Origin of the sequence: Streptomyces sp. NPDC049915 (assembly GCF_040656475.1) — a bacterium.
Lineage (GTDB): Bacteria > Actinomycetota > Actinomycetes > Streptomycetales > Streptomycetaceae > Streptomyces.
The window spans coordinates 288,290-311,646 of record NZ_JBFAMH010000004.1; the positions used below are offsets into that span (position 1 = coordinate 288,290).

Annotated in this window: 22 protein-coding genes; 11 read left to right on the forward strand and 11 right to left on the reverse strand. The window is 72.7% G+C overall.

Features of this window, described 5'->3' with window-relative positions:
• Nucleotides 1-110 precede the first annotated feature (110 nt).
• Together AB0J12_RS08635 and AB0J12_RS08640 are read left to right on the forward strand one after the other, a co-directional pair.
• Nucleotides 111-692 carry a sigma-70 family RNA polymerase sigma factor gene (locus AB0J12_RS08635; RefSeq protein ID WP_363263496.1) on the forward strand — a complete coding sequence of 194 codons (582 nt, stop codon included), beginning with the start codon at nt 111-113 and terminating at the stop codon, nt 690-692.
• A complete protein-coding gene (locus AB0J12_RS08640; protein WP_363263497.1) occupies nt 689-2,290 on the forward strand; it encodes a maleylpyruvate isomerase N-terminal domain-containing protein in 1,602 nt (533 codons plus the stop codon). The genes AB0J12_RS08635 and AB0J12_RS08640 overlap by 4 nt, the downstream gene beginning before the upstream one ends.
• A 108-nt stretch (nt 2,291-2,398) precedes the next feature.
• On the opposite strand, the gene purU is transcribed toward AB0J12_RS08640, so the two are convergent.
• Complete coding sequence (gene purU / locus AB0J12_RS08645; RefSeq protein ID WP_363263498.1) at nt 2,399-3,280, reverse strand: formyltetrahydrofolate deformylase; 882 nt, start codon at nt 3,278-3,280, stop codon at nt 2,399-2,401.
• A gap of 47 nt (nt 3,281-3,327) precedes the next feature.
• Nucleotides 3,328-3,828, reverse strand: coding sequence for a hypothetical protein (locus AB0J12_RS08650; protein ID WP_363263499.1), 501 nt, complete (start codon nt 3,826-3,828; stop codon nt 3,328-3,330).
• A 118-nt stretch (nt 3,829-3,946) separates the two neighbouring features.
• Here AB0J12_RS08650 and AB0J12_RS08655 point away from each other — a divergent pair, with 118 nt between their 5' ends.
• Entirely contained in the window at nt 3,947-5,254 is a 1,308-nt protein-coding gene (locus AB0J12_RS08655) for an ABC transporter substrate-binding protein (RefSeq protein WP_363263500.1), read from the forward strand.
• 47 nt (nt 5,255-5,301) lie between these two features.
• Here AB0J12_RS08655 and AB0J12_RS08660 read toward each other — a convergent pair whose 3' ends face one another.
• Together AB0J12_RS08660 and AB0J12_RS08665 are read right to left on the reverse strand one after the other, a co-directional pair.
• Entirely contained in the window at nt 5,302-7,092 is a 1,791-nt protein-coding gene (locus tag AB0J12_RS08660; protein ID WP_363263501.1) for a hypothetical protein, read from the reverse strand.
• Between the two features lie 167 nt (nt 7,093-7,259).
• A complete protein-coding gene (locus AB0J12_RS08665; protein ID WP_363263502.1) occupies nt 7,260-8,645 on the reverse strand; it encodes a transcriptional regulator in 1,386 nt (461 codons plus the stop codon).
• A gap of 329 nt (nt 8,646-8,974) precedes the next feature.
• Between AB0J12_RS08665 and AB0J12_RS08670 the strand changes: the two genes are divergently transcribed.
• From AB0J12_RS08670 to AB0J12_RS08680, 3 genes are all read left to right on the forward strand, one after another.
• Entirely contained in the window at nt 8,975-9,628 is a 654-nt protein-coding gene (locus tag AB0J12_RS08670; RefSeq protein WP_363263503.1) for a bifunctional DNA primase/polymerase, read from the forward strand.
• Between the two features lie 157 nt (nt 9,629-9,785).
• Entirely contained in the window at nt 9,786-10,559 is a 774-nt protein-coding gene (locus AB0J12_RS08675) for an ABC transporter ATP-binding protein (RefSeq protein ID WP_363263504.1), read from the forward strand.
• Nucleotides 10,556-12,151: a transporter gene (locus AB0J12_RS08680; RefSeq protein ID WP_363263505.1), complete on the forward strand. Its 1,596-nt coding sequence runs from the start codon at nt 10,556-10,558 to the stop codon at nt 12,149-12,151. Before AB0J12_RS08675 ends, AB0J12_RS08680 begins: the two co-directional genes overlap by 4 nt.
• A 116-nt stretch (nt 12,152-12,267) precedes the next feature.
• Here AB0J12_RS08680 and AB0J12_RS08685 read toward each other — a convergent pair whose 3' ends face one another.
• Both AB0J12_RS08685 and AB0J12_RS08690 read right to left on the reverse strand, forming a co-directional pair.
• Complete coding sequence (locus AB0J12_RS08685) at nt 12,268-12,693, reverse strand: DUF4267 domain-containing protein (protein WP_363263506.1); 426 nt, start codon at nt 12,691-12,693, stop codon at nt 12,268-12,270.
• Nucleotides 12,694-12,755: 62 nt separating this feature from the next.
• Complete coding sequence (locus tag AB0J12_RS08690) at nt 12,756-13,202, reverse strand: DUF1772 domain-containing protein (RefSeq protein ID WP_363263507.1); 447 nt, start codon at nt 13,200-13,202, stop codon at nt 12,756-12,758.
• A gap of 92 nt (nt 13,203-13,294) precedes the next feature.
• Here AB0J12_RS08690 and AB0J12_RS08695 point away from each other — a divergent pair, with 92 nt between their 5' ends.
• Nucleotides 13,295-13,873: a TetR/AcrR family transcriptional regulator gene (locus AB0J12_RS08695; RefSeq protein WP_363263508.1), complete on the forward strand. Its 579-nt coding sequence runs from the start codon at nt 13,295-13,297 to the stop codon at nt 13,871-13,873.
• A 97-nt stretch (nt 13,874-13,970) separates the two neighbouring features.
• Here AB0J12_RS08695 and AB0J12_RS08700 read toward each other — a convergent pair whose 3' ends face one another.
• Both AB0J12_RS08700 and AB0J12_RS08705 read right to left on the reverse strand, forming a co-directional pair.
• On the reverse strand, nt 13,971-14,852 hold the full coding sequence (locus tag AB0J12_RS08700) for an alpha/beta hydrolase (RefSeq protein WP_363263722.1): 882 nt from the start codon (nt 14,850-14,852) through the stop codon (nt 13,971-13,973).
• 559 nt (nt 14,853-15,411) lie between these two features.
• Nucleotides 15,412-16,104, reverse strand: coding sequence for a metal-dependent transcriptional regulator (locus AB0J12_RS08705; RefSeq protein WP_363263509.1), 693 nt, complete (start codon nt 16,102-16,104; stop codon nt 15,412-15,414).
• A 160-nt stretch (nt 16,105-16,264) separates the two neighbouring features.
• Between AB0J12_RS08705 and AB0J12_RS08710 the strand changes: the two genes are divergently transcribed.
• Nucleotides 16,265-16,744, forward strand: coding sequence for a GNAT family N-acetyltransferase (locus tag AB0J12_RS08710; RefSeq protein WP_363263510.1), 480 nt, complete (start codon nt 16,265-16,267; stop codon nt 16,742-16,744).
• Nucleotides 16,745-16,926: 182 nt separating this feature from the next.
• Nucleotides 16,927-18,327, forward strand: a complete 1,401-nt coding sequence (locus AB0J12_RS08715; RefSeq protein WP_363263511.1) for a PAS domain-containing protein — start codon at nt 16,927-16,929, stop codon at nt 18,325-18,327.
• Between the two features lie 9 nt (nt 18,328-18,336).
• Here the strand turns inward: AB0J12_RS08715 and AB0J12_RS08720 are convergent, their stop codons facing one another.
• A complete protein-coding gene (locus tag AB0J12_RS08720) occupies nt 18,337-19,089 on the reverse strand; it encodes an SIS domain-containing protein (RefSeq protein ID WP_363263512.1) in 753 nt (250 codons plus the stop codon).
• Nucleotides 19,090-19,712: 623 nt separating this feature from the next.
• On the opposite strand from AB0J12_RS08720, the gene AB0J12_RS08725 reads away from it, so the two are divergent.
• Nucleotides 19,713-20,720 (forward strand): 2-oxoglutarate and iron-dependent oxygenase domain-containing protein, encoded by a 1,008-nt coding sequence (locus AB0J12_RS08725; RefSeq protein WP_363263513.1) that lies wholly within the window; start codon nt 19,713-19,715, stop codon nt 20,718-20,720.
• A 24-nt stretch (nt 20,721-20,744) separates the two neighbouring features.
• Here AB0J12_RS08725 and AB0J12_RS08730 read toward each other — a convergent pair whose 3' ends face one another.
• A complete protein-coding gene (locus AB0J12_RS08730; protein ID WP_363263514.1) occupies nt 20,745-21,854 on the reverse strand; it encodes a citrate synthase 2 in 1,110 nt (369 codons plus the stop codon).
• Between the two features lie 237 nt (nt 21,855-22,091).
• Between AB0J12_RS08730 and pdxH the strand changes: the two genes are divergently transcribed.
• Nucleotides 22,092-22,721 carry a pyridoxamine 5'-phosphate oxidase gene (pdxH, locus tag AB0J12_RS08735; protein ID WP_363263723.1) on the forward strand — a complete coding sequence of 210 codons (630 nt, stop codon included), beginning with the start codon at nt 22,092-22,094 and terminating at the stop codon, nt 22,719-22,721.
• Between the two features lie 2 nt (nt 22,722-22,723).
• Here pdxH and AB0J12_RS08740 read toward each other — a convergent pair whose 3' ends face one another.
• Nucleotides 22,724-23,353, reverse strand: a complete 630-nt coding sequence (locus tag AB0J12_RS08740; protein ID WP_363263515.1) for a TetR/AcrR family transcriptional regulator — start codon at nt 23,351-23,353, stop codon at nt 22,724-22,726.
• Between the last annotated feature and the right edge of the window lie 4 nt (nt 23,354-23,357).

The following is a 23,357-nucleotide window of genomic DNA, read 5'->3' on the forward strand; positions in this document are numbered from 1 at the left end:
AGGGGGCGCACATTGGCACAAAGGGGCGTGCGTTGTCAGACGTGCCGACTACATTCGAGGTGTCGATGGGCGCACGCTGAAGACGGGCACGGGCTGGGTGAGGGGGCCGTATGGCGAAGAAGGACGCACCGCCCCGCTGGGACCGCAAGATGCAGCAGCGGCTGGCACGCGGGGAGGCGGCAGCCCTCGGCGAGCTCTACGACCGTTTCGCCTCCCTCGTCCACGGGCTCGCGCACCGCGTGCTCGGCGACGAGAGGGCCGCCGACAGCGTGACCCGCGAGGTCTTCGCCCATGTCTGGGAGCACCCGGACAGCTACGACCCGAAGCGGGGTCCGCTGCGCACCTGGGTGGCCGACCTCACCCGCCGGATGGCCGTGCAGCGGCTGCGGGCCACCGAGACCGCGGCGCTCGCCCAAGGGGCGCCCGGCTCCCCCGACGAGCTGGAGCGCAAGGTGCGGCACGCCTCGGTGGCGGCCCGCGCCGACTACATCGTGCAGGCCATGCCGGCCCCGCTGCGCGCCGCCCTGGAACTGGCCTACTTCCAGCGCCGCGACTACCGCCAGACCGCGGCCGACCTCGGCGTCACCGAGGACGAGGCCCGCCGCCGGCTCCGCCTCGGCCTGCAACTGCTGTCCACGGCCCACGACGCCGGCACGCCCGGCGCACCACCGGAGTACGGGGGTGCCGCGTGAACGACGCGGAGGGCTTCGCGTCCCACGGCGACGACCGGGACCTGCCGGCGGCCGCCGGCGAGAAGGAGGGCCGGGAGACGGCACACGGCACGGGCGCGACGACCGGCGGCCGGGTCGGACCGGAAGTGCGTGGCACGGACGCCTGGGGGGACATTCCGGTGCAGGGGGTGAGCGGTGGGGAATTCATGGAGCCCGGGGCTTCCACACAGCCCGGCGAGTCCGGGGAGCCCAGGGGTCCCGGGGAGCCTCGGCAGGGGGCTTCCGGGGAGGCGTACGAGTCCGGTGACGGTGGTGGCGGCGGTGCCGCCGGAGGCCCCGGCGGCACCGGTGGGCCCGGTCGCCCCGGAGACAGAAACGGGGACGGGGACGGGTCCGGCGGTTCCGGGGTGCCCGATCCCGGCCGGCCGCCGCGGATACCCCTGCCCCGGGCGGCCGTCGAGGACAGCGGACAGCCGCTGCCCGACCCACCACCGGCACCTCAGCCGCCCGCCCTGCCGCACCCGGTGCTGAAGTCGCTGCTCGGGGCGTGGGCGCTGGCCGCCTGCTCCGCGGAGGAGACCGCGGCCGTGGAGGAGCACCTGGGCGGCTGCGGCACCTGCGCCGTCGAGGCGCGGCGGCTGCGCGAGGCCGTCGGCCTGCTCCAGCGTCCCGAGAGCCTCGACCTCGACCCCGGCCTGCGCACCCGGGTGCTCCAGGGCTGCCTCGACCGGCGCCCGCCGCGCATCCCGGTGCCGGAGTGGGCGAGGGCGTACGACGCCGAGACGGCGCGGCTGGACGCGTTGCTGCAGGACTTCGGGGACGCCGAGTGGCACGCGCCCGTGCGGCTGCGCTGGTTCGAGGCCGACGTGACCACCACCCGCCGTACCACCGTCGCCGGGGTGATCGCGCATCTGCTGGCCGTCGACGGACTGGTCGCGGTGGCGCTCGGCCTCGACGACCCGCTCGCGGACGTGTCCCCGCAGGCTCCGACGCCCGCGGGGCGCACGGAGGCGTACTGGCGCGCCTCGCGCTTCCCGCCCACCCACTCGGTGCGCGGGCCCTGGCGGGAGCAGAGCCATGAGCTGGTGCGCACCGTGTCGTTCACCGGCAGCACCGCAGGCCTGCTCCAGGTGCCGTACGGGGAGGGCGAACTGCCGCTGCGGGACGCGATGCTGGACCGCGCCTTCGAGTGCTGGGTGCACGCCGGTGACATCGCCGAAGCGGTGGACTACCCCTACGCCCCGCCCGCGCCGCGGCACTTGAACGGCATGATCGACCTGGCGGCGCGGATGCTGCCGCAGGCGCTGGCGGCGCGCCGGCAGGCCGGGCTGACCGCGCCCGGCGCGACACGCCACCTCGTGCCCGCCGGGCGGCCGGGGCGGAGCCTGCGGCTGGAGATCGAGGGCTCGGGCGGGGGCGAGTGGCTGATCCCGCTGGACTCACCGGCGGCGGTGGCCTCCGCGGAGCACGAGGTGGCCCATGTCGCCCTGGACGACGTGGAGTTCTGCCAGGTGGCGGCCGGCCATGTGTCTCCGGCGGAGGCCGCGGCGGGGCAGGTCGGTGACAAGGAGGCGATCAGGGATGTGCTGTTCGCCGTGGCGGGGTTGAGCAGGATGTAGGGGGCAGCGTGCGGCGGGGGTGACTGCACCCACCCAAGGGGCGCGGGGAACCGCGCGACCAGCCCCGTACGACCCGCAGCCGCGCGACCGCCGAAACCGCCCCGCCCCTCAGGCGAAGACGACCGTCCGGCGGCCGTTCCGCAGAATCCGGCGCTCGGCGTGCCACTTCACGGCCCGCGCCAGCGCCTGGCACTCCACGTCACGGCCGATCGCCACCAGCTGGTCCGGCGTGACGTCGTGGCCGACGCGTTCGACTTCCTGCTCGATGATCGGGCCCTCGTCGAGGTCCGCCGTGACGTAGTGCGCGGTCGCGCCGATGAGCTTCACACCGCGGGCGTGCGCCTGGTGGTACGGCTTGGCGCCCTTGAAGCTCGGCAGGAAGGAGTGGTGGATGTTGATGATCTGCCCGGAGAGCTGCTTGCACAGGTCGTCGGAGAGCACCTGCATGTAGCGGGCGAGGACGACCAGCTCCACCTTCTGCTCGCGGACGAGCTCCAGCAGGCGGGCCTCGGCCTCTGCCTTGGTGTCCTTCGTCACAGGGATGTGGTGGAAGGGAATGTTGTAGGAGCCCACCAGCTCGGCGAACTCGGTGTGGTTGGAGACCACCGCCGCGATCTCCACCGGCAGCGCCCCGATCCGGGCGCGGAAGAGCAGGTCGTTCAGGCAGTGCCCGAACTTGCTGACCATGAGGACGATGCGCATCTTCTCGTCGGCCCGGTTGATCTGCCAGTCCATGTGGAAGGAGTCACCGATCGCCGCGAAGCTGGCGCGCAGCTTGTCCACGGTCACCGGCGCATCCGCCGAGAAGTGGACCCGCATGAAGAACAGACCCGTGTCGTGGTCGCCGAACTGCTGGCTGTCCTCGATGTTGCACCCGGTCATGAACAGGTAGCTGGACACCGCGTGCACGATGCCCTTCTTGTCCGGGCAGGAGAGGGTGAGGACATACTGGTCGGCCGGGGCGGCGGCGGGCACGGGCTGCTCAGTCATGCGTCACAGGATCTCATGCCCCGCCCCGCGCGTGGTGCGGTCGTCCGCTACGCGGACCGCGTCAGGAGGTGCAGCACCTCCAGGGTGCGCGGCGGCGCGTCGGGGTCGTCGCCGTCGCTCGTCGCCATCCGCACATGCGCGTCCCGTGCCGCGCGCACCGCCTCGGGCCACTCCGGGTGCTCCATGTACGTGGCGACCGGGGCGTCCGGTCCGACCTGGTGCATGATCCGCAGCACGCGCAGCACCGCGGTGTCGACGAGCGCCGCCTCCTGCGAGTCGCGGAAGATCGTCCCGACGTACTTCTCGGCGGACCAGTGGTCCAGCCAGGTGTCCTCGACCAGGCGGTACACGGCGTCCGTGACGTCGCCGTAGCCCTCCTCTCCGGCCAGCCAGACGTCGCGCTGGAATCCCGGGTCGGAGAGCATGTGCAGCGCGGAGCGCACGTTGCTGCGCCAGCGCCACCACGGCATGTCGTTGTGTGGCATGCCGCCCATGGTGCTGGAGCGACGGCCGCGACGGGAAGACTTCTCCGAACCTTGCACGGTCATCGATCGTACGTTCCCTTTTCGGGCCGCCCTTCCGGCCCCCCGTAATTCACCTTCACGTCACCGTCCGTTGACCATGGGTCACTCCCCGGTTGGTGATGTGGGGGAATCGTGCGTGTGCATGACCGGCAGGCGACGCACGCGCAGCACCGTCCCCCCCTTCACCACCCGGCCTCTGACCAGAGCCGCCACAGCGGCGGCGGCCACGGTGGCGTGCGTGTCGCTGGCCGCCGGTTGCGGGATCATCCCCGGTGCCACGGGGGGCTCCGGGGACGATCCCGTCACCGTCATGACCTGGGCACCGATGGAGACCACGGCGACCAACAAGCCCGGTATGCCCGCCTTCGCCGAGGCCTACGCCCGGTGGGTCAACGCCCACGGCGGCATCAACGGCCGCACGCTGAAGGTGCTGACCTGCAACGAGCACAACGACACCGTGGCCGCCGCCAAGTGCGCCCGGCGCGCGGTCAACGAGCACGCCGTCGCGGTCGTCGGCTCCTACAGCCAGTACTCCGACTCCTACTTCCCGCCGCTGGAGAGCGCCGGCATCCCCTACATCGGCGGCTACGGCGTCACCACCGCCGAGTTCACCAGCCCCCTGTCGTACCCGGTCAACGGGGGCCAGCCGGTGCTGCTCGCCGGTCTCGGCCGGGAACTCGCCGCCCGCTGCGGCCACGTGGCGCTGGTGCGCCCCGACACCATCGCGGGTGACGAACTGCCCTCGCTGCTCGGCGCCGGGCTGAAGGCGGGCGGCCACGCGGACGCCGGGGACCTGGTGGCCGACGAGGACGCCACCGAGTACGAGGCGCAGTCCGAGCAGGCGCTGAAGCAGGCCGCCCGGGGCTCCGGGAAGAACGGGTGCGTGGTGCCCGCGCTCGGTGAGCGCACCGGCACCTTCATGGACTCCTTCCGCCGGACCCGGGCGCAGTACCCCGGGGTGGGGGCGGCCACGGTGATGGGCAGCGTCGACCAGACCGCCGTCGACGCCTCGGGCGGGAGCGCGGGGCCGTACGAGGGGTCGTACATCACCGGCTGGTACCCGGTGTCGACCGATCCCCGCTGGGACGGGATGAAGCAGGTGATCAGCGAGCAGGCGTTCACCGACAACCGCATCGATCCGGCCGACGCCGGGGTGCAGACGACCTACATCGCCTACACCGCGTTCCGCAAGGTCGTGGAGTCCCTGCGCGGCGGCGAGGTGACCGCCGACACCGTCCGGCACGCCCTGGACGACGGCGTGCCGGTCACCACGGGCGGGCTGACGCCGACGCTGAGCTGGCCCTTCGCGGGCAAGCTCGCCCCCATCGGCTTCCCGCGCCTGGTCAACACCGACGTCACCCTGCAGGTCGTCCGGGACGGCCGGCTGGTCGCGGCCCGCAAGGGCTTCGTCGACGTGACGGACACTCTGAAGAACGCGCACCTGAACTGAGAGCGCCCCGGGGCGGCACGGCCCCGGGGCGGTTCACCACCGGCGGCTCACAGCTGGCCGGCCTGCCGCTGGGTCAGCCCGTACTGCTGCGCGATCGCGTTCCACATCTGGGCGGCCTTCTGCTTCTGCACGCTGGCGGTGCCGCTCGCCCGGTTGCCGGCCTGCGTCTGCGGGGTGCCGGCGGCCTTGCCCTTGCGGCACAGCTTCTTGTTGCCGGCGACCTGGTCGGCCCACGCCGCGTAGTGGGTGTCGGCCGACGCCGAGGCCTGCCAGGCGCTCTTGAGGGCGCCGGTCAGCGCGGCATTGTTCGGCAGCTTGTCCACCGGCACCGACGCCAGCCGGGTCACCAGACCGGTGCGCTGCTGGGCGGCGTCGCGCAGGTTCTTCGCGGCCGGGCCCAGGTTGCGGCAGCTCTTGACGTCGGCGACCGCCGCGATCACCGCGGCGCGGCTGCTGCCGCTGTCGGCGAGCAGCTTGTCCAGGGCCACCGCCTGCTCCTTCGCCGGGTCGGCGGCCGGGGCGGCAGAGGAGGCGGTGGTGCTGGGGGCCGTCGCGGAGACGTTCGCCGGGGCGTCGTCCTTGGCGTCGTCGGAGCCACCGCCGGCGCCGAGCAGCGCGCCCGCGCCGATACCGACGACCGCGATGCCGACGCCGATCGCGGCGAACAGCGGCACCCGCGAGCCGGTACGGCCCCCGCCGCTCCGGCCCGATCCGCCGTCGTCGTCCCGCGCGCCGCGCCGGCCGCGGGCCGGTGGCACGTACCCGGGCCGGGGCGCGCCGGGCCGGCCGTTGCCGATCTGGGGCAGCTGCTGGGTGGCCGCCGCGGGGGCGCCGGCCGGCTCGTCGCGGAACAGCCCCGCGAACTCGGCCGGCGGCTGCCGCTCGCCGTATCCCGGCTGCGCGCCGGGCTGTGCCGCGACCGGCGGGATGTACTGGGTGGCCTGCGCGTCGGGGTCGGCGGCCGGCGGCAGCGGACCGGAGCCGGGCTGCGTGCCCGGGTGCTGCGGGGCACGGCCGAGGAACTGGGTGGCCTCCGCCGGCGCCTCGGGCGGCAGCGCGCCGGGGCCGACAGGGGGTATGTAGCGGGTCGCCGCGTCGTCACCGGGCTGGGCGGGGACGGGCGGGATGTACTGCGTCGCCGCGTCGCCGCCACCCGCGGCCACCGGCGGCAGGTACTGGGTCGCGCTGTCGTCGGCGGGCGGGAGGGGGCCGCCGTAGCCCGGAGCGGGAGCCCCGGCGGGAGGCAGCGGTGCGCCCTGACCGGAAGCGGAGACCGCCCCGCCGGCCGAGGGCGGCTGCCCGGGGGCCGTCTGCTGCCCGGCGGGCATCACGGCGCCGTAGCCGCCGGAGTGCGGCTGCGGGGTGCCGTAGGCGTCGTGCGCGGCGGTTGCCGGGGTGTACGGCGGTGGGGTGCCCTCGGCGGGCAGCGGGCCCGCGCCGCTCTGGCCGGCCGGGGGCCACTGCTGAGCGCCGGACCACCCCTGGTCCGGCGCCGGGGCGGGACCGGACTGCTGCTCGGGACCCCACGGGCCGCCCCAGGCCTGCCCGCCCGCCGGCGCCGCTCCCTGGCCGCCGTACTGCGCGCCGGGGGCGGCACCGGGCTGCGGGGCACCCTGATACGGCCCCGGCTGCTGACCCGCGCCCTGCGGCCCACCGGCGTACGGACCGCCGCCGTAAGGGTTTCCGGCGTGCGGTCCCCCGGCGGGATTCCCGGCGTAAGGGCCCTGTGCGGAGCCGCTCATGCCCGGCAGCACGGGCTCGCCGCCGTCCGAGGGCAGCACGATGCCTTCGCGCGCGGGCTGCGCCGAGGGCTCCTCGCCCTGTCCACTCTGCGTCACCGGGACTCCTACGAATGGGGGACCTTGGTCAATCGTCGGCTCACGCTACCGGGTCCCCGGATGCCCATGCCACGCAGCTGAGGGAGGCACCTCCTTCCCTGTGATTCCTGTAACAAACCCGCGCTCCCGCACGCTGTACAAGGTCCCCACGCGCGTGCGCGCCCCGTTCACGCCGCCGTCTGCAGCTCCAGCCGGGCGCCGAACTCCCGCACCACCGACTCCTCCCGGTACGGCTCCAGCCGTTGCTGGAAGTCCTCCAGATACTCCGCGCCCCGGTTGGACCGCAGCGACTCCAGCAGCTCGACGGCCTTCAGCCCGGTCGCACAGGCCTGTTCGATCTCCCGCTGCTGCACCTGTGCCGTGGCCAGCAGGACGTATCCGATGGCCCTGCGCCGCGCTCTGCCGGCGGGGTGCCCGGCCAGCGACTGCTCCGCGTAGCGCGCGGCCGCCTCCGGCTGGCCCAGATCGCGGTGGCAGTGCGCCAACTCGTCGGCGAGATAGGCCTCGTCGAAGTGCGCGATCCACGCGGGATCGTCGCCGGAGGCCGGGTCGGCGGACTCCATGGCGCTCACCGCGCGACCGCTCGCCGCGTGCGCGGCGCGCACATCGCCCAGCAGGGCGTGCCCGCGCGCCTCCGCCGCGAAGAACATCGCCTCCGCGCGCGGGGTGACGCGACCGCGCGCCCCCTCCTGCGCCGCCCGCGCCAACTGCGCGATCTCCCGCGGGTTTCCGAGCTGCGCGGCGAGGTGACTCATGGACGCGGCCAGCACGTATCCGCCGTACCCGCGATCGCCCGCCGCCTGCGTGAGGCGCAGCGCCTGGATGTAGTACCGCTGAGCGAGCCCGGGCTGGCCGGTGTCGACGGCCATGTACCCGGCGAGTTCCGTCAAGCGGGCCACGGCCGCGAAGAGTTCACGGCCGACCGCCTCCCGGTACGACCCCGCCAGCAGCCCGGAGACGACGCTGTTGAGGTAGTGCACGACCACCGGCCGCACATGCCCGCTGCCGTACTGGTGGTCCAGCTCCACCAGCGCCTGCGTCATCGCGCGCACCGCGTCCACGTCGGACAGGCCCACGCGCGGGCCCGCCTGCCGTGCCACCTGTGCGTCGGGCGCCGAGATCAGCCAGTCGCGGCTCGGCTCGACCAGCGCCGAAGCGGCGACGGACGATCCCGACAGGAAGTCGCGCCGCCCCACGTCGCTGCGCCACAGCTCACAGACCTGCTCGATGGCTCCCAGTACCGTCGGCGAGAACTGGAGGCCGACCCCCGACGCGAGGTTCTTGCCGTTGGCCATGCCGATCTCGTCGATCGTGACCGTACGGCCCAGTTTGCGGCCCAGCGCCTCCGCGATGATCGCCGGCGCCCGTCCCCGCGGCTGCTGCCCGCGCAGCCAGCGCGCCACCGACGTCTTGTCGTACCGCAGATCGAGTCCGTGCTCGGCGCCGCACATGTTGACCCGGCGGGCGAGCCCGGCGTTCGAGCAACCCGCTTCCTGGATGAGCGCCTGCAGCCGTTCGTTCGGCTGCCGCGCGACGAGAGGCCTTGCGGCCATTGGCACTACCCCCTGTGGCTGCGGTGCCTGCCCGTGCACCGAGTTGTCGTGTCTTCCAAGGCCTTCTCCACTCGTCGAGCGAGCCGCCGGGCGGCGTGAAGATCGGGCCGTGAAGATCAATGCCCAGCGGACATACCGAAAATGCGAGGCATGGGCGGATTGCCGGGGTAACGGCGGATGCCGCCCCCCACGTGGTTACCCGCTCACCACCTCGAACCTTCCGCGCGCCCCCGCCTGTGCATCCGTGCGCCCCGGACGCCGAATCGATGCTCCTCCCCCGCGCGCGACGCATCCCGTAACCGGAGGTGGGTGCGGGAGTTGAGTTCCACGTGGAAGAGACGATCCTGGGCACCGAAACCGCGCAGATCCCGAAGCAGCGCGGGGAATCCCTGCTGGAAGCCGCAGTTCGCTATGCCGAGGAGCGCCACTGGGACGTGTTCCCCGGCACCTGGCTGGAGGCCGCCGACGGGGTACAGGTCTGCTCCTGCGGCGACCCGGCGTGCACCGTACCCGGCGCGCACCCGGCGCGCGAGGACTGGCCGACGCAGGCGACGGGCAGCGCGACCGTCGCGCGCCGGATGTGGCAGAAGCAGCCGACGGCGTCCATTCTGCTGCCGACGGGACGGACGTTCGACGCGCTGTCCGTGCCGGAGACAGCCGGGTTCCTGGCGCTGGCCCGGATGGAGCGGATGGAGCTGACGCTCGGGCCGGTGACGCTGGCCCCGGACCGGCGGATGCACTTCTTCGTGCTGCCGGGCGCGGTGGCGAAGCTGCCGGAGCTGGTGCGCAAGCTGGGCTGGTCGGTGTCTTCGCTGGACCTGGTCGCGCTCGGCGAGGGGACGTATGTGGCCGCGCCCCCGACCCGGTTCGGGTCGCGGGGGGCCGTGCAGTGGGCTCGCCGCCCGACTCCGGCGAATCGGTGGTTGCCGGATGTGGAGGAGCTGGTGTCGCCGCTGGCGTACGCCTGCGGGCGGGATCGGTAGGTGTGCGCCCACTGAGCTGCCGGGTCCCGCTGTCTGGCGGGTGCGGGTTCGTGGAGGCCTGTCGCGCGCACGCGGCGTAGCCGTATATCAGGCACAGTCCCGCACCGCTTGTCGGCGTTCCTCCGCCGTAGGCTTCCCTGCGACGGAGGGAGACGCGGTGGGTGCTAGTGCCGTACGGGTGCATGGGCTGTGGAAACGGTTCGGTCAGCAGATCGCTGTGAGTGGGATCGATCTGGAGCTGCCCGCGGGGCGGTTCATCGGGCTCGTCGGGCCGAACGGGGCGGGGAAGACCACCACGCTGTCCATGGTCACCGGGCTGCTGCGGCCGGACCAGGGCACCGTCGAGGTCGTCGGGCACGACGTGTGGCGCGACCCCGTGCAGGTGAAGGCGCGGATCGGGGTGCTGCCGGAGGGGCTCAGGCTCTTCGAGCGCCTGTCGGGGCAGGAGTTGCTGGCGTACACGGGCAGGCTGCGCGGGCTGCCCGGCGCCGAGGTCGACAAGCGGGCCGGTCAGCTGCTCGACGTACTGGACCTGGCGGGCAGCCGGCACAAACTGGTCGTCGACTACTCGACCGGCATGCGCAAGAAGATCGGGCTCGCCGCGGCGCTGCTGCACAACCCCGAAGTGCTGTTCCTGGACGAGCCGTTCGAGGGTGTCGACCCGGTGTCCGCGCAGACCATCCGGGGCGTCCTGGAGCGCTACACCGCCTCCGGTGCGACCGTCGTCTTCTCCTCCCACGTCATGGAACTGGTGGAGTCGCTGTGCGACTGGGTGGCCGTGATGGCGGCCGGCCGGATCCGGGCGCAGGGCCCGCTCGCCGAGGTGCGCGGCGCGGCGCCCACCCTGCAGAAGGCGTTCCTCGAGCTGGTCGGCGCGAGCGGCCGGCACACCGGGATGGACCTCGACTGGCTGGGCGGCGGCGGACGATGACGAACGTGACCGCCACCGTCGTACGGCTGAAGCTGTCGCTGCTGCGCAACGGGCTGCGCCAGTCCGGGGGGCGGCGGGCCGCGTACATCGCCTCCGCCGTCGTCACCCTGCTGTTCGCCGCGCTGCAACTGCTCGGGCTGATCATGTTGCGCGGGCACGCGCACGCCGTCTCCCTGGTGGTGCTGCTGGTCGCGGTGCTGGCGCTGGGCTGGGCGGTGATGCCGCTGTTCTTTCCCAGCGGGGACGAGACGCTGGACCCGACCCGGCTGGTGATGCTGCCACTGCGGCCGCAGCCGCTGGTGCGGGCGCTGCTCGCGGCCTCGCTGGTGGGCATCGGGCCGCTGTTCACGTTGCTGCTGCTCGTCGGGTCGGTGATCGCGGTGGCGCACGGGGCTGCCGCGTACGCCGTCGCCGTCGCCGTCGTCGCCGTACCGCTCGCGCTGCTGGTGTGCGTGGCGCTGGCGCGGGCGGTCGCGGCCGCCAATGTCCGGTTGCTGAGCAGCCGCAAGGGCCGCGATCTGGCGGTGCTGAGCGGTCTGGTGATCGCCGTCGGCGCGCAGGTGGTCAACTTCGGCGCGCAGCGGCTGGGCGCGGCCGGGCTGGGGCAGCTGGACCCGGTGGCGGCCGTGGTGCGCTGGCTGCCGGGGGCGTCGGCGCTCGGCGCGGTGGACTCCGTCAGCAGGGGCGCGTACGGCGTCGCGGCCGGGCAGCTGCTGGTGAGCCTGGGTGCGCTGGCGGGGCTGATCGCCGTCTGGGCGCGCACCCTGACCAAGGTGATGACCGCGCCCGACGCGTCCACCCTGCAGGCCGCCGAGCCCGCCGGGCGGGAGCGGGGCGCGTCGCGCGGGCTTGCGCGGCTGCTGCCCGCCGGGCGCACCGGGACGGTCATGGAGCGCAGCCTGCGCTACATCTGGCGCGACCCCAAGACCAAGGCGGCCTGGGTGACCTCGCTGGCGATCGGGCTGATCGTGCCGGTGTTCAACGCGCTGCAGGGCACCGGCTCGATCTACTTCGCGTGTTTCGCGGCGGGCATGCTCGGCATCCAGATGTACAACCAGTTCGGGCAGGACACCTCCGCCTTCTGGATGGTCGCCATGGCCATCTCCTCCCCGCGCGACGCCTACGTCGAGCTGCGCGGGCGGGCCCTGGGGCTGCTGGTGGTGACCCTGCCGTACGCGACGCTGGTGACCGTCGTGACGACGGCGCTGCTCGGCGACTGGGGCCGGCTGCCCGAGGTGCTGGGTCTGTCGCTGGCGCTGCTCGGCGCGATGCTGGCCACGGGCGCGTGGACGTCGGCCCGTTTCCCCTACTCCATCCCGCAGGAGGGCCACAAGAACGTGGTCGCGGGGCAGGCCGGCCTGGCCTGGATCGCGATCTTCGGCGGCATGGTCGCGGCGGCCCTGCTGTGCGCGCCCGTCATCGCGGTGACGATCTGGCTGAACGTCACCGGTGAGACCGGCGACCACGGCTGGCTGCTGCTGCCGGTCGGCGCGGTGTACGGCACGCTCATCACCTGGCTGGGACTGCGGCTGGCGGCCCCGCGGACGGCGGCGCGACTGCCGGAGATCCTGTGGGCGGTGAGCAAGGGGTGAGTCAGGGGCCGGGGTGAAGTGCTGCGAACCGAAGGGTGCTTCGCGATCGCCGGCCGTGCGCCTGGCCTTTCCCGGCAGGCGCTGACGGGCGCATACCGACACGCGCCGAGGTGAGGTCAGGCGGGCTGTGGGGCGGGCGCTGCCGAAGCGGCCGCGGCCTTGCGGGTCTCGCGCATCATCAGCAGGCCGTTGACCACCATCAGTGTCGCGGTCAGGGCGTGGACGCCGAGCGCGGTGGCCACGGAGCCGTGGTGGGCCAGCACGTTGGTCATGTCGCCGTACGCGGCGAGGGCCTCCACCAGCAGCACCCAGCCCAGCGCCCGGCGGTGTCCCGTCACCAGCAGGATGCCCAGGACCAGGGCCAGGACGACATCGCGGATTCCCTTGATGATCAGGAAACCGTCGCCGTCGCCGGACGGCCGGCTCGGCAGGCCGTAGCCCGGCGCCGTCGTCTCCGGGCTCAGGATGTACTCCGTCCCGAACCAGAGGATGAAGAGGACGAAGGCAGCGGCCAGGACGGTGTTGATCTTCTTCAGCGCCATTGTTCTTCTCCTTGCGAGTCTTCGCCGGCTGGGTGAGCTTCGTGGAGTCTCTGCGTGCGGGCTCAGACGAGGGCGGCGACGAGCAGGGTGAAGGCGGCGATGATGACGGCGACGCGGACGTAGTGGTAGCGGACCCAGCGGTTCACCTGCTCTTTCCAGTCGGCGGGCCGGTTGTGGGGGGTCCACGTCTTGTTCCGGTTGTTGATCGGGACGAGCAGCAGGAGCGACATGATCACGCTGAGGATCAGCAGCGCGCCGGCGGTGACGACGAGGCCGGTGCCGTGATGGTGCCGTCCCGCGACGGCCCAGACCGCGACGAGGACGAGCGAGCCGATGTACCAGAACGGCATCACGGCGCCGAGCATCCGGCCCCCGTGGGCGTGGCCGAGTTGGCCACTGTCCTCGGGGAGTGCGTTGAGGATCGGGTTCATGACGAAGGCGACGGAGAACTCCACCCCCACCATCACGCCGACGACCACGGTGGTGATGACTTCGAGTGCGCTGAGCATGGTGCCCCTCCCGGAATCTAGCGTTGCTAGCTGATGTGAGCAACGCTAGTACTGCTGCCGCTTGATTGTCTAGCGATGCTAGGATTCGAGTCATGTCGGTACAGGAACGCAAGCAGCGCGAACGGGCGGAGCGCGAGCGCCTCATCGTGGCGACAGCCCGCGAACTCGCCGAGCAGCAGGGCTGGGACGCGGTCACCACCCGCCAGCTCGCCGAGCGCATCGAGTACAGCCAGCCCGTCCTCTACAGCCACTTCCGCGGCAAGCGGGAGATCATCGGCGCCGTCGCCCTGGAGGGCGCTGCCGAGCTGGCCGCGGCGGTGCGTGCCGCGACCGCCGCCGCGGACGGCCCGCGCGCACGGGTCACCGCGCTCGCCCGCGCCTACCTCGACTTCGCCGCGCACAACCCGGCGGTCTACGACGCCCTGTTCCAGCTCGACGGCGGCCTGGCGTACGCGCAGGAGGACACCCCGGAGCCGCTGAAGGACGCCTTCGCCGCGCTGCTGGAGAGCCTGGACGAGGTCGCCGGGGACGGCGTCCACCCGGGGCTGTTCACCGAGGTGTTCTGGGCGGCCCTGCACGGCCTTGCGACCCTGACCCGGGCGAGACGGCTGCTACCGGAGGACGCCGCGCAGAGGGTGGAGCTGCTGGTGGACCGGCTCGCCGTGATCTGACACACCGTCCCGGCGGCACGCGGCCGGGGTCCCTCGCCGGGACGGCCGAGCCGTTCCACAACGCGGTCGCCCCTGCGATGTCCCGCAGGGCTGACGTTCACCCGGTCAGGACGGCGTCGAGGAACGGCTCGATGGCCGACCGCCAGGCCTCCGGCTGGTCGTAATGGACGAGGTGGCCGGCGTCGGCCACCTCGGCGTACTCGCCGCGCGGCAGGACCCGCACCATCTCCTGCGCCTCGGCCCGCCCCAGCTCGCCGTCCAGCCCCCGTACGACGAGCGTGGGGCAGCGCACCTGCGTGAGCTCCTCCCAGTGCGCGTCGTACACCCAGGTCTCGCGGGACTTGAGCATCTGCTCCGGATCGAAGACGGGACGCCAGCCGTCGGGGGTCTCCTGCATGACCTCGGCGTAGAAGGCGCCGCGCGCCGGATTGGGGCGCTCGACCCAGGGGTCGTCCTCGCCGAACCACTTGCGGACGTCGGCGAGCGTGGCGAAGGGGAGCGGCCAGGCGCGGAACCAGTCGGCCCACTCGCGCTGCGAGGCCGCACCCAGCGCGGAGGCCCGCATGTCGCAGATGACGAGGCCGCTCACCAGGTCGGGGCGCTTGGCGGCGAGCTGCCAGCCGGTCAGCGCGCCCATGGCGTGGCCGATGACGACGGCGGGACCGAGGCCCAGCTGCTCCAGGGCCGCCTCGGCGTCCTCGACGTAGGCCTCGCGGGTGAAGGCGGCCCGCGGCGGCTTCTCGCTCCGGCCGTGGCCGCGCTGGTCGAGGGCGACGGCGCGGTGCCGGCCGGAGAGCCAGCGGGCGGTGGACGCCCAGTGCGCCGCGCGGCCCATCAGGCCGTGCAGTAACAGCACGCCGGGTCCGGCCTCCGGCCCGCTCGGCTCCTCCCTGGGCGGGTCGCCCTTGGGAGGATCGCCGAACTCCCAGGCCGCGAGGCGTACGCCGCCCGCGCCGGTCACGTCGATACGCCGCACCATTGGATCTGGCACCCCCCACGCTCCGCGCTGTCGCTGCCACTGTCGCCGTGCCGTGTCGCTGAGCCCCCGTCAGCCCCGGCCGGCCCCCTTCATCCGCAGACTATCGAATGGGTATTCGAAAATAGCCTTCTCCGCGGGCAACACCCCTCCTTCGAGTGACCCCCCTCAAGGAATGATCGGCGCCGCCGAGGGGAGATCTTCAACGGGAGGCGGACCGCTCGGGGAAAACGGTCCGAGGGGAATGACCCTGGGAGCTCGGGGCTCCGGGTCGGAACAGGGGAGGACAGGCCCCGGCGCCTTAGGGCGCCGGGGCCCTCCACATGTCTGCGGCGCATCTTCCCGCCCCCTCGGCTGCGGACCTCCCCGCGACAGCCTCGCACGCGACGGCGGCGCCGCGCTGCGATTGGCGAATCTCAGCACAGCGCTCCGCGTTCGGTGCGCTGCACTCGGTGCTCGCTGCCCGGTGCTCGACGCCCGGCACTCGTGCTCAGCGCCGGCACCCGTGCTCAGCCGCCCGGCGCTCCGCACTCGTGCTCAGCGACGCGGGGAGCCGTGAAACTCAGCGCTTGGCGACGAAGACGTGCGAGGCCACGTCGGCAGCCAGCTCGGCCGCCTCGCCGCCGCTGCCCACCAGCACCCCGCCCGCCGACTCCGTCACGCTCACCACCGAACCGGGCTGCACACCCGCCCGGCGCAGGGTGTACATCAGCTGCGCGTCCGTCTGGATCGGCTCGCCGATACGGCGCACGACGACCGTCTTGCCCTCCGTCCCCGGATCCAGGTCGGCCAGCGACACCATGCCCTCGTCCAGGAACGGGAGGGCGCCGTCCTTCTCGCCCAGCTCCTCGAGGCCCGGGATCGGGTTGCCGTACGGCGACTCGGTCGGGTGCCGCAGCAGCTCCAGCACCCGGCGCTCCACGGCCTCGCTCATCACGTGTTCCCAGCGGCACGCCTCGGCGTGGACCTGCTCCCACTCCAGGCCGATCACGTCGACGAGCAGACACTCGGCGAGGCGGTGCTTGCGCATCACGCGCGTGGCCAGCCGGCGGCCCTCGTCGGTGAGCTCAAGATGCCGGTCACTGGCCACGGACACCAGGCCGTCCCGCTCCATCCGGGCCACCGTCTGGCTGACCGTCGGCCCGCTCTGGTCGAGCCGCTCGGCGATCCGGGCGCGCATGGGGACCACACCTTCCTCCTCCAGCTCGAGGATGGTGCGGAGATACATCTCCGTGGTGTCGATCAGTCCGGACATACGTGCCCCTCGATGAGATCTGCCGAAGGCTCGACGGCACTTTCGGCGCGTGCGCTGGCCCTGGTGTCAATTCTGCCGGATCCCACTGACAACCGTGCCGCGCCGCATGGAGAGCCGGTATCCGATGGACGTGTCCATGCCCGTCCTCTAGCGTGCCGCCATGACCAGCGGCACAGGGCGCACAGCACCGGGGATCGAATCGGCACCGCGGATCGAGCCGGTGACCGGTGAGGACATGCTGGCGGAGTGGCGCCACGTGCACAACGTGATCGTGCCGCCCGCCGCCATGACCCCCGACGAGGCCCGCGACCGGCTGGAACGCTACCGCCTCATGAACGCCTACCTCGGCGACGTGCTCGTCGGCTGCTCGACCGTACGGCCGCCGCGGGACGGCGTGGCGACCGTCATCGCGCGCGTCCTGCCCCCCTACCGCGGGCAGGGCATCGGCAGCGCACTGTACGAGGACGGGCTCACCCACGCGCGCGTACACGGCGCCCGGATCGTGGAGACGTGCGTGCTCGCCGCCAACGCCGAAGGCCTGCGGTTCGCCGAGGCCCGTGGCTTCGTCGAGACCGACCGTTACGTCCTCGACGGCGAGAGCGACCAGTGGATCGACCTGCGGCTCACCACGCGCGCGTAGGCTCCGGCCGACGGCCGCGGGGCCCCGCTCCACAGCCGTTCGCCATCGGTTTTCCGCCGTACAACGATTCCTTCAATCTTGTGGGAACCCGGTGTGTGCTGCGTCACGTTCAAGTTGAATGATTGCACGTGAGCGAACCGTCGCTCAGTACGTGCGGACGCAGCCTGCAGCAGGGGGTCCAGGTGAGTGCTTCCCGGCGTAGTGGGGCCACCGACGAGCTGGGGCCCGACGAGCCCGAGCCGCCCGAGCGTGACGGCGCGGATCTGCTCGCCGCGCTGCTCGACGGCATGGACGCCGCCCTGTGCGCCTTCGACGCGCACGGCGTCGTCACACACTGGAACCGCGAGGCCGAGCGCATCCTCGGCTGGAGCGCGGCCGAGGCCGTCGGCCGGCAGGGATTCGCCGGCTGGGCGGTGCGCAGCGCCGACGCGGAAGAGGTCGAGACGCGCCTGCTGTCGGCGATGCACGCGCCGGGACGGCAGGTGCACGAGTTCGCCCTGCTCACCAAGGACGGCGGGCGCGTCCTCGTCCGCACCCAGTCCGCGGCCGTACGCGGCCCCGACGGCAAACCCGCCGGCGTGTACTGCGCCTTCAGCGAGGTGCACGCGCAGATCGACCTGGAGCGGTCCATCGCCCTCAGCGAGGCCCTCTTCGAGGACGCCTCCTGGGGCGTCGTCCTCGTCGACGCCGATCTACGGCCCGCCGTCGTCAACGCGCACGCCGCGCGGGCCCTCGGCACCGGCCGCACCTCCGTGCTCGGCCGGCCCCTCGGCGACCTGCTCTCCCAGGGCGTGGAAGAACTGGAGAGCGCGCTGACACACGTCCTGGCCGAGGGCGCCCCACCCGCCCCCGCCGAGATCTGGGTCAGCGTGCGCACCCCCGACGGCGCCCGGCGGCGCTGCTGGCGCAGCGGCTTCGTCCGGCTCGCCAGCCCACTGGCGGAAGAACCGGTACCGCTCGGCGTCGGCTGGCTCTTCCAGGACGTCACCGAGGCCAAACAGACCGAACAGGAGGCGTCACTGCTGCGCTTCCGCACCAACCAGCTGCACCGCGCCGCCCGCGCCGCCGCCGAGTGCGAGGACCCCGCCGAGGCCGCCACCGTCCACCTCGACTTCGCCCTCGCCGGGTTCGCCGACCACGCCCTCATCGACCGCCTCGCCCCCGGCACCGTCGCCGACGCCGTCGCCGAGGCCGCACCGGTCCGGCTCATCCGCTTCGCCGCCACCCCCTCCGGCGCGCCCGGTCCCAGCCGGCTCGACACACCGGCCGGCCTGCCCGTGCGCTACGGCGAGGGCCACCCGGCCCTGCAGAGCGTGGAGCGCGCCGGCTCCGTCCGGGTCGCCGCCGGGGCCGCGGCAGCCGAGAAGGCGGCCGCATGGGCGCAGGAACGGCAGTGGCCGGCGGACACCGTGCACGCCCTGTGCACGGTCCTGCGCAGCCGGAGCCGCACGCTCGGTGTGGTGACCTTCCTGCGCGGCGGCGGCCGCAGCGCCTTCGAACGCTTCGACATCGCCTACGCCGAAGACGTGGCCGCGCACATCGCGATGGCCCTGGACCTCGCGGAGGTCACGAAGGAGAGCTGAGGGCAGGGGTCAGTGCCGGTAGAAAATACGGTCCCGGTACTCGGTCAGGATCCGCCCGTTCCACTCGTGCCCACCGTCGACGTTGCCCGAGCGCAGCAGCGGCGGCTCGATACCGCGGTCGGCGAGCGCACCGGCCGCCGTCGCCATCACGGCCTGCAGCAGCGCCGACGTCACGACCGTTGAGGCCGGCGCGAACGGCGCCGGGATCGTCTCCACGGACAACTCCGCGTCCCCGACCGCGATCTTCGAATCCAGCACGATGTCGCAGTGGTCCTTCAGATACGTCCCCGACACGTGCCGCGACCTGGTCTGCGTCGCATACGCCACCGACGTGACGCCGATGACCTTCACGCCGAGCGCGCGGGCGTTCATCGCCATCTCCACGGGCAGCGCGTTGCGCCCGGACAGCGAGATGATCACCAGCGCGTCGCCCGCCCGGACCGGCGAGCTGTCCAGCACCGCGCTCGCCAGACCGTCCACCCGCTCCAGCGCCGACCCCAGCGTCGCCGGCATCACGTCGACACCGACCACCCCGGGCACCGCCAGCAGATTCATCAGCGCCAGCCCACCGGCCCGGTAGACGACGTCCTGCGCGGCCAGCGAGGAGTGCCCCGCACCGAACGCGAAGAGATTCCCCCCGGCGGCCACCGTGTCCGCCAGCAGCCCGCCGGCCGCCCGGATCCCCTCCGCCTCCTCGTCACGGACGCGCTGCAACAGCCCGATCGCGGCATCGAAGAACTGACCGGCCAGTTTGTCGCTCATCCGCGGGGCCCCTTCGCAGTCGCGGTCCGTATCGCGGATCACGGTGCGGTCTGGACCAGTGCGGTGTCAATACGGCAACCGTGGCGCGCTGCCTGAGGAAGGCAGGCCGGAAAGAGCACTCGAAAAAAGCGGTTGATCCGGGCGGAGACGGTTCTTAGGGTGGCGGATACACGAGAAGGGAGGTGGTTCGGCAGATGTATGAGAACCGGACGCGTGAGGTGGCTGCGGGCTAGCGGCCCGTCACCACATCCAGTGCGGTGCCGGACCAGTGCGTGAGTGATGCGTGCAGCCGGCCCAATCCCGAGCAGTCACCCGACCCGCGAGTCGCCGGTACGTCCGGCCGGCTCCTCCTTCGGAGGAACCAGACTCGCGGGTCGTCTGCGTTTTGCGGCCGCTTTGCCGTGGGTTTTTTCGTGGCGCAGTAGTCTGGGCGCATGCTTTCGCTCGTCCGGCGCCGCCACGTGGACTATGTCCGCGTCACGAGCATGGGCTGTCGACGCTCCGTCTGAGTCGTCCAGCCGCGCTTCTCTCGCTTTCTGAGTCTTCCTCTTCGCCCAGGCACCCGTGCGTCTTCGCCCACCCTCAGCGGTCGCGCGGGCTCCGTACACCCACGGACGTGTCCCATGACGTATCAGCAACTGCCGATCATCGATCTCTCCGCCGCCGATCGCGGGCCCCAGGCGCGGGCGCTGCTGCACGCGCAGCTGCACAGTGCCGCCCATGATGTGGGGTTCTTCCAGCTGGTGGGGCACGAGGTGACGGAGGCGGAGACTGATCGGCTGGTCGGTGCCATGCGGCGGTTCTTCGCGCTGCCGAAGGCCGAGCGGCTGGCGCTCGACAACGTCGACTCGCCGCACTTCCGCGGCTATACGCGCACCGGTGACGAGCTGACCGGTGGGCGGCAGGACTGGCGGGATCAGCTGGACATCGGGGCGGAGCGGCCGGCGCGGGTGCCGGGGCCGGGCGAGCCGCCGTACTGGTGGCTGCAGGGGCCCAATCAGTGGCCGGCGGGGCTGCCGGAGCTGCGCGAGGCGGCGCTGGCCTGGATCGAGCGGCTGAGTGGGGTGGCGGAGCGGCTGTTGCGTGAGCTGCTCCTGGCGATCGGGGCTCCGGGCGGGTTCTACGACCCGATCTTCGGGGAGAGCGCGCATCCGCATCTGAAGCTGGTGCGGTATCCGGGCAGTGCCGGGGACGGCGCCGGTCAGGGGGTGGGCGCGCACAAGGACTACGGCTTTTTGACGCTGTTGCTGCAGGACCAGGTGGGCGGGTTGCAGGTGCAGCGGGAGGACGGGTTCTTCCATGACGTGCCGCCGGTCGAGGGGGCGTTCGTGGTGAACCTGGGTGAGCTGCTGGAGGTGGCGACGAACGGGTATCTGCTCGCCACCCGTCACCGGGTGGTGTCCCCGCCGGGGGCGACCGAGCGGTTCTCGGTGCCGTTCTTCTACAACCCGCGGCTGGACGCGCGGGTGGAGCCGCTGCCGTTCCCGCATGCCGCTGTGGCGCCGGGGGTGTCGGACGATCCGGGCAATCCGCTGTTCGCGGAGTACGGCTTCAACGAGCTGAAGGGCAAGCTGCGGGCGCATCCGCTGGTGGCCGAGCGGCATCACGCGGGGTTGCTGAGCCCCGCGTGATGCCGGCCGGCCCCGTGGAACGGGTCAGTGCGTGACGCCGGCGATGTCCTCGTAGCCCTCGATCTGCTGGGGGCCGCGCGGGCCGGGGCCGACGTAGCGGGCGGAGGGGCGCACCAGGCGGCCGGTGCGCTTCTGTTCGAGGATGTGCGCGGACCAGCCGGCGGTGCGGGCGCAGGTGAACATGGAGGTGAACATGTGCGCCGGGACTTCGGCGAAGTCCAGCATGATGGCGGCCCAGAACTCGACGTTGGTCGCCAGGACGCGGTCCGGGCGGCGGTTGTGGAGCTCTTCCAGGGCGGCCTTCTCCAGCGCTTCGGCGATCTCGAAGCGGGGTGCGCCCAGTTCGCGGGCGGTGCGGCGCAGGACGCGGGCGCGGGGGTCCTCGGCGCGGTAGACGCGGTGGCCGAAGCCCATGAGGCGTTCGCCGCGGTCGAGGGCGCGCTTGACGTAGCCGACGGCGTCGCCGGTGCGTTCGATCTCCTCGATCATGCCGAGCACGCGGGAGGGGGCGCCGCCGTGCAGGGGGCCGGACATGGCTCCGACGGCTCCGGAGAGGGCGGCGGCCACGTCGGCGCCGGTGGAGGCGATGACGCGGGCGGTGAAGGTGGAGGCGTTCATGCCGTGCTCGGCGGCGGAGGTCCAGTAGGCGTCGACGGCCTTGACGTGCTTGGGGTCGGGCTCGCCGCGCCAGCGGATCATGAAGCGTTCGACGACGGACTGGGCCTTGTCGATCTCGCGCTGGGGGACCATGGGCAGGCCCTGGCCGCGGGCGGACTGGGCGACGTAGGACAGGGCCATGACGGCGGCGCGGGCGAGGTCGTCGCGGGCCTGGCCGGCGTCGATGTCGAGGAGGGGTTTGAGGCCCCAGACGGGGGCGAGCATGGCGAGGGCGGACTGGACGTCCACGCGGATGTCGCCGGAGTGGACGGGGATGGGGAACGGTTCGGCGGGCGGCAGGCCGGGGTTGAAGGCGCCGTCGACCAGCAGTCCCCAGACGTTGCCGAAGGAGACGTGGCCGACGAGTTCCTCGATGTCGACGCCGCGGTAGCGGAGTGCGCCGCCTTCCTTGTCCGGTTCGGCGATCTCCGTCTCGAATGCGACGACTCCTTCGAGACCGGGTACGAAGTCGGACATCAGGCGGCTCCTCGTGGTGGTGTTCGATGGTCACCCTGGTGATGCCCCGTGGGGTCGACGGTCACCCAACCGGGTTGCCGCCACCATATCTCCGAGTGCCACCTTTGGGGAGGTCTCGCGGCACTGAGTGCCATCGGCTGGTTTTTTCGCCGCACGGCCGGGCGGTCGATACGGCAAGATGCTCGCGTGAACGACCACGACGCCGCCTTCCTCGGTCCCTCCCCCGATCCCTCCGCCATGCGCAAGCAGTACCGCGCGGAGGGCCTGGCCGAGTGCGATCTGGCCGCCACGCCGGTGGAGCAGTTCGCGCGCTGGTTCCGGCAGGCCGCGGAGGTGGCGCACCTCTTCGAGCCGAACGCGATGGTCGTGTCCACGGCGGACGCCGAGGGGCGGCCCAGCTCCCGCACGGTGCTGCTGAAGGGGTTCGACGAGGAGGGGTTCGTCTTCTACACGAACTACGACTCGCGCAAGGCCCGTGAGCTGGCCGAGAACCCGTACGTCTCGTTGCTCTTCCCGTGGCATCCGATGGCCCGGCAGGTGATCGTGCAGGGTGTGGCGCGGCGCACCGGGCGGGAGGAGACGGCCGCGTACTTCCGCAGCCGGCCGCACGGCTCGCAGCTCGGGGCGTGGGCGAGTGCGCAGTCCACGGTGATCGTCTCGCGGGCGGAGCTGGACGCGTCGTACGCGGAGCTTCAGGCACGCTATCCGGAGGGCGAGCAGGTGCCGGTGCCGCCGCACTGGGGTGGTTTCCGGGTGGCGCCGCAGAGCGTGGAGTTCTGGCAGGGGCGGGAGAACCGCCTGCACGACCGCCTGCGGTACGTCGCGGAGGCGGACGGGAGCTGGCGGGTGGAGCGGCTCAGTCCGTGACCTCAGCTCCCCAGCGCCGCGTCCAGCAGGGCCGCCCATTGGCCGACCACGCGTTCCCGGCGGGGTGTGTCGTCGGTGAGGAGGTTGGCGAGGCCGAGGCCGCGGGCCATGTCGAGGAGGCCCTGGACGGTTTCTCGGACGCCGGGGCGGGATTCGTCGGCGCCGAGCAGTTCCACCGCTATGCGGTGGGTCTCGCGGCCGACGCGGGCCTCGAGTTCGGTGACGCGGGCGCGCAGCTGGTCCTCGTTGGAGGCGGCCACCCACAGCTGGAGGGCGGCGCGGAAGAGGGGGCCGGTGTAGAGGTCGACGAGGGCTTGGACCACGGCCCGGCGGTCGTCCGCCGCGGCGCCCTGCGGGAACAGGGCGCGCAGCGCGAGGGAGCGTTCCTCGGCGACATATTCGACGGCGGCGGTGAACAGGTCCTCGCGGGTGGGGAAGTGGTGCTGGGCGGCGCCGCGGGAGACTCCGGCGCGTTCGGCGACGACGGAGACCGTGGAGCCCGCCCAGCCGTGTGCGGCGAGGCAGGCCACGGCGGCTTCGAGGAGACGCTGCCGGGTGGCCCGGCTGCGGTCCTGTTTGGGCGCGCGGTCGCGGTCCTTGGGCACACGGTCGTTCTCCGCCGTCGTGCTCATGTGG

What these genes read in the sequence shown, in the direction of transcription:
- AB0J12_RS08720 (WP_363263512.1), bottom strand. Translation starts at nt 19,089, where the DNA reads ATGAGCGACAAACTGGCCGGTCAGTTCTTCGATGCCGCGATCGGGCTG.
- AB0J12_RS08730 (WP_363263514.1), bottom strand. Translation starts at nt 21,854, where the DNA reads ATGTCCGACTTCGTACCCGGTCTCGAAGGAGTCGTCGCATTCGAGACG.
- AB0J12_RS08700 (WP_363263722.1), bottom strand. Translation starts at nt 14,852, where the DNA reads ATGGTGCGGCGTATCGACGTGACCGGCGCGGGCGGCGTACGCCTCGCG.
- AB0J12_RS08690 (WP_363263507.1), bottom strand. Translation starts at nt 13,202, where the DNA reads ATGCTCAGCGCACTCGAAGTCATCACCACCGTGGTCGTCGGCGTGATG.
- AB0J12_RS08740 (WP_363263515.1), bottom strand. Translation starts at nt 23,353, where the DNA reads ATGAGCACGACGGCGGAGAACGACCGTGTGCCCAAGGACCGCGACCGC.
- AB0J12_RS08695 (WP_363263508.1), top strand. Translation starts at nt 13,295, where the DNA reads ATGTCGGTACAGGAACGCAAGCAGCGCGAACGGGCGGAGCGCGAGCGC.
- AB0J12_RS08665 (WP_363263502.1), bottom strand. Translation starts at nt 8,645, where the DNA reads ATGGCCGCAAGGCCTCTCGTCGCGCGGCAGCCGAACGAACGGCTGCAG.
- AB0J12_RS08710 (WP_363263510.1), top strand. Translation starts at nt 16,265, where the DNA reads ATGACCAGCGGCACAGGGCGCACAGCACCGGGGATCGAATCGGCACCG.
- pdxH (WP_363263723.1), top strand. Translation starts at nt 22,092, where the DNA reads ATGCGCAAGCAGTACCGCGCGGAGGGCCTGGCCGAGTGCGATCTGGCC.
- purU (WP_363263498.1), bottom strand. Translation starts at nt 3,280, where the DNA reads ATGACTGAGCAGCCCGTGCCCGCCGCCGCCCCGGCCGACCAGTATGTC.
- AB0J12_RS08650 (WP_363263499.1), bottom strand. Translation starts at nt 3,828, where the DNA reads ATGACCGTGCAAGGTTCGGAGAAGTCTTCCCGTCGCGGCCGTCGCTCC.
- AB0J12_RS08685 (WP_363263506.1), bottom strand. Translation starts at nt 12,693, where the DNA reads ATGGCGCTGAAGAAGATCAACACCGTCCTGGCCGCTGCCTTCGTCCTC.
- AB0J12_RS08680 (WP_363263505.1), top strand. Translation starts at nt 10,556, where the DNA reads ATGACGAACGTGACCGCCACCGTCGTACGGCTGAAGCTGTCGCTGCTG.
- AB0J12_RS08655 (WP_363263500.1), top strand. Translation starts at nt 3,947, where the DNA reads ATGACCGGCAGGCGACGCACGCGCAGCACCGTCCCCCCCTTCACCACC.
- AB0J12_RS08635 (WP_363263496.1), top strand. Translation starts at nt 111, where the DNA reads ATGGCGAAGAAGGACGCACCGCCCCGCTGGGACCGCAAGATGCAGCAG.
- AB0J12_RS08705 (WP_363263509.1), bottom strand. Translation starts at nt 16,104, where the DNA reads ATGTCCGGACTGATCGACACCACGGAGATGTATCTCCGCACCATCCTC.
- AB0J12_RS08725 (WP_363263513.1), top strand. Translation starts at nt 19,713, where the DNA reads ATGACGTATCAGCAACTGCCGATCATCGATCTCTCCGCCGCCGATCGC.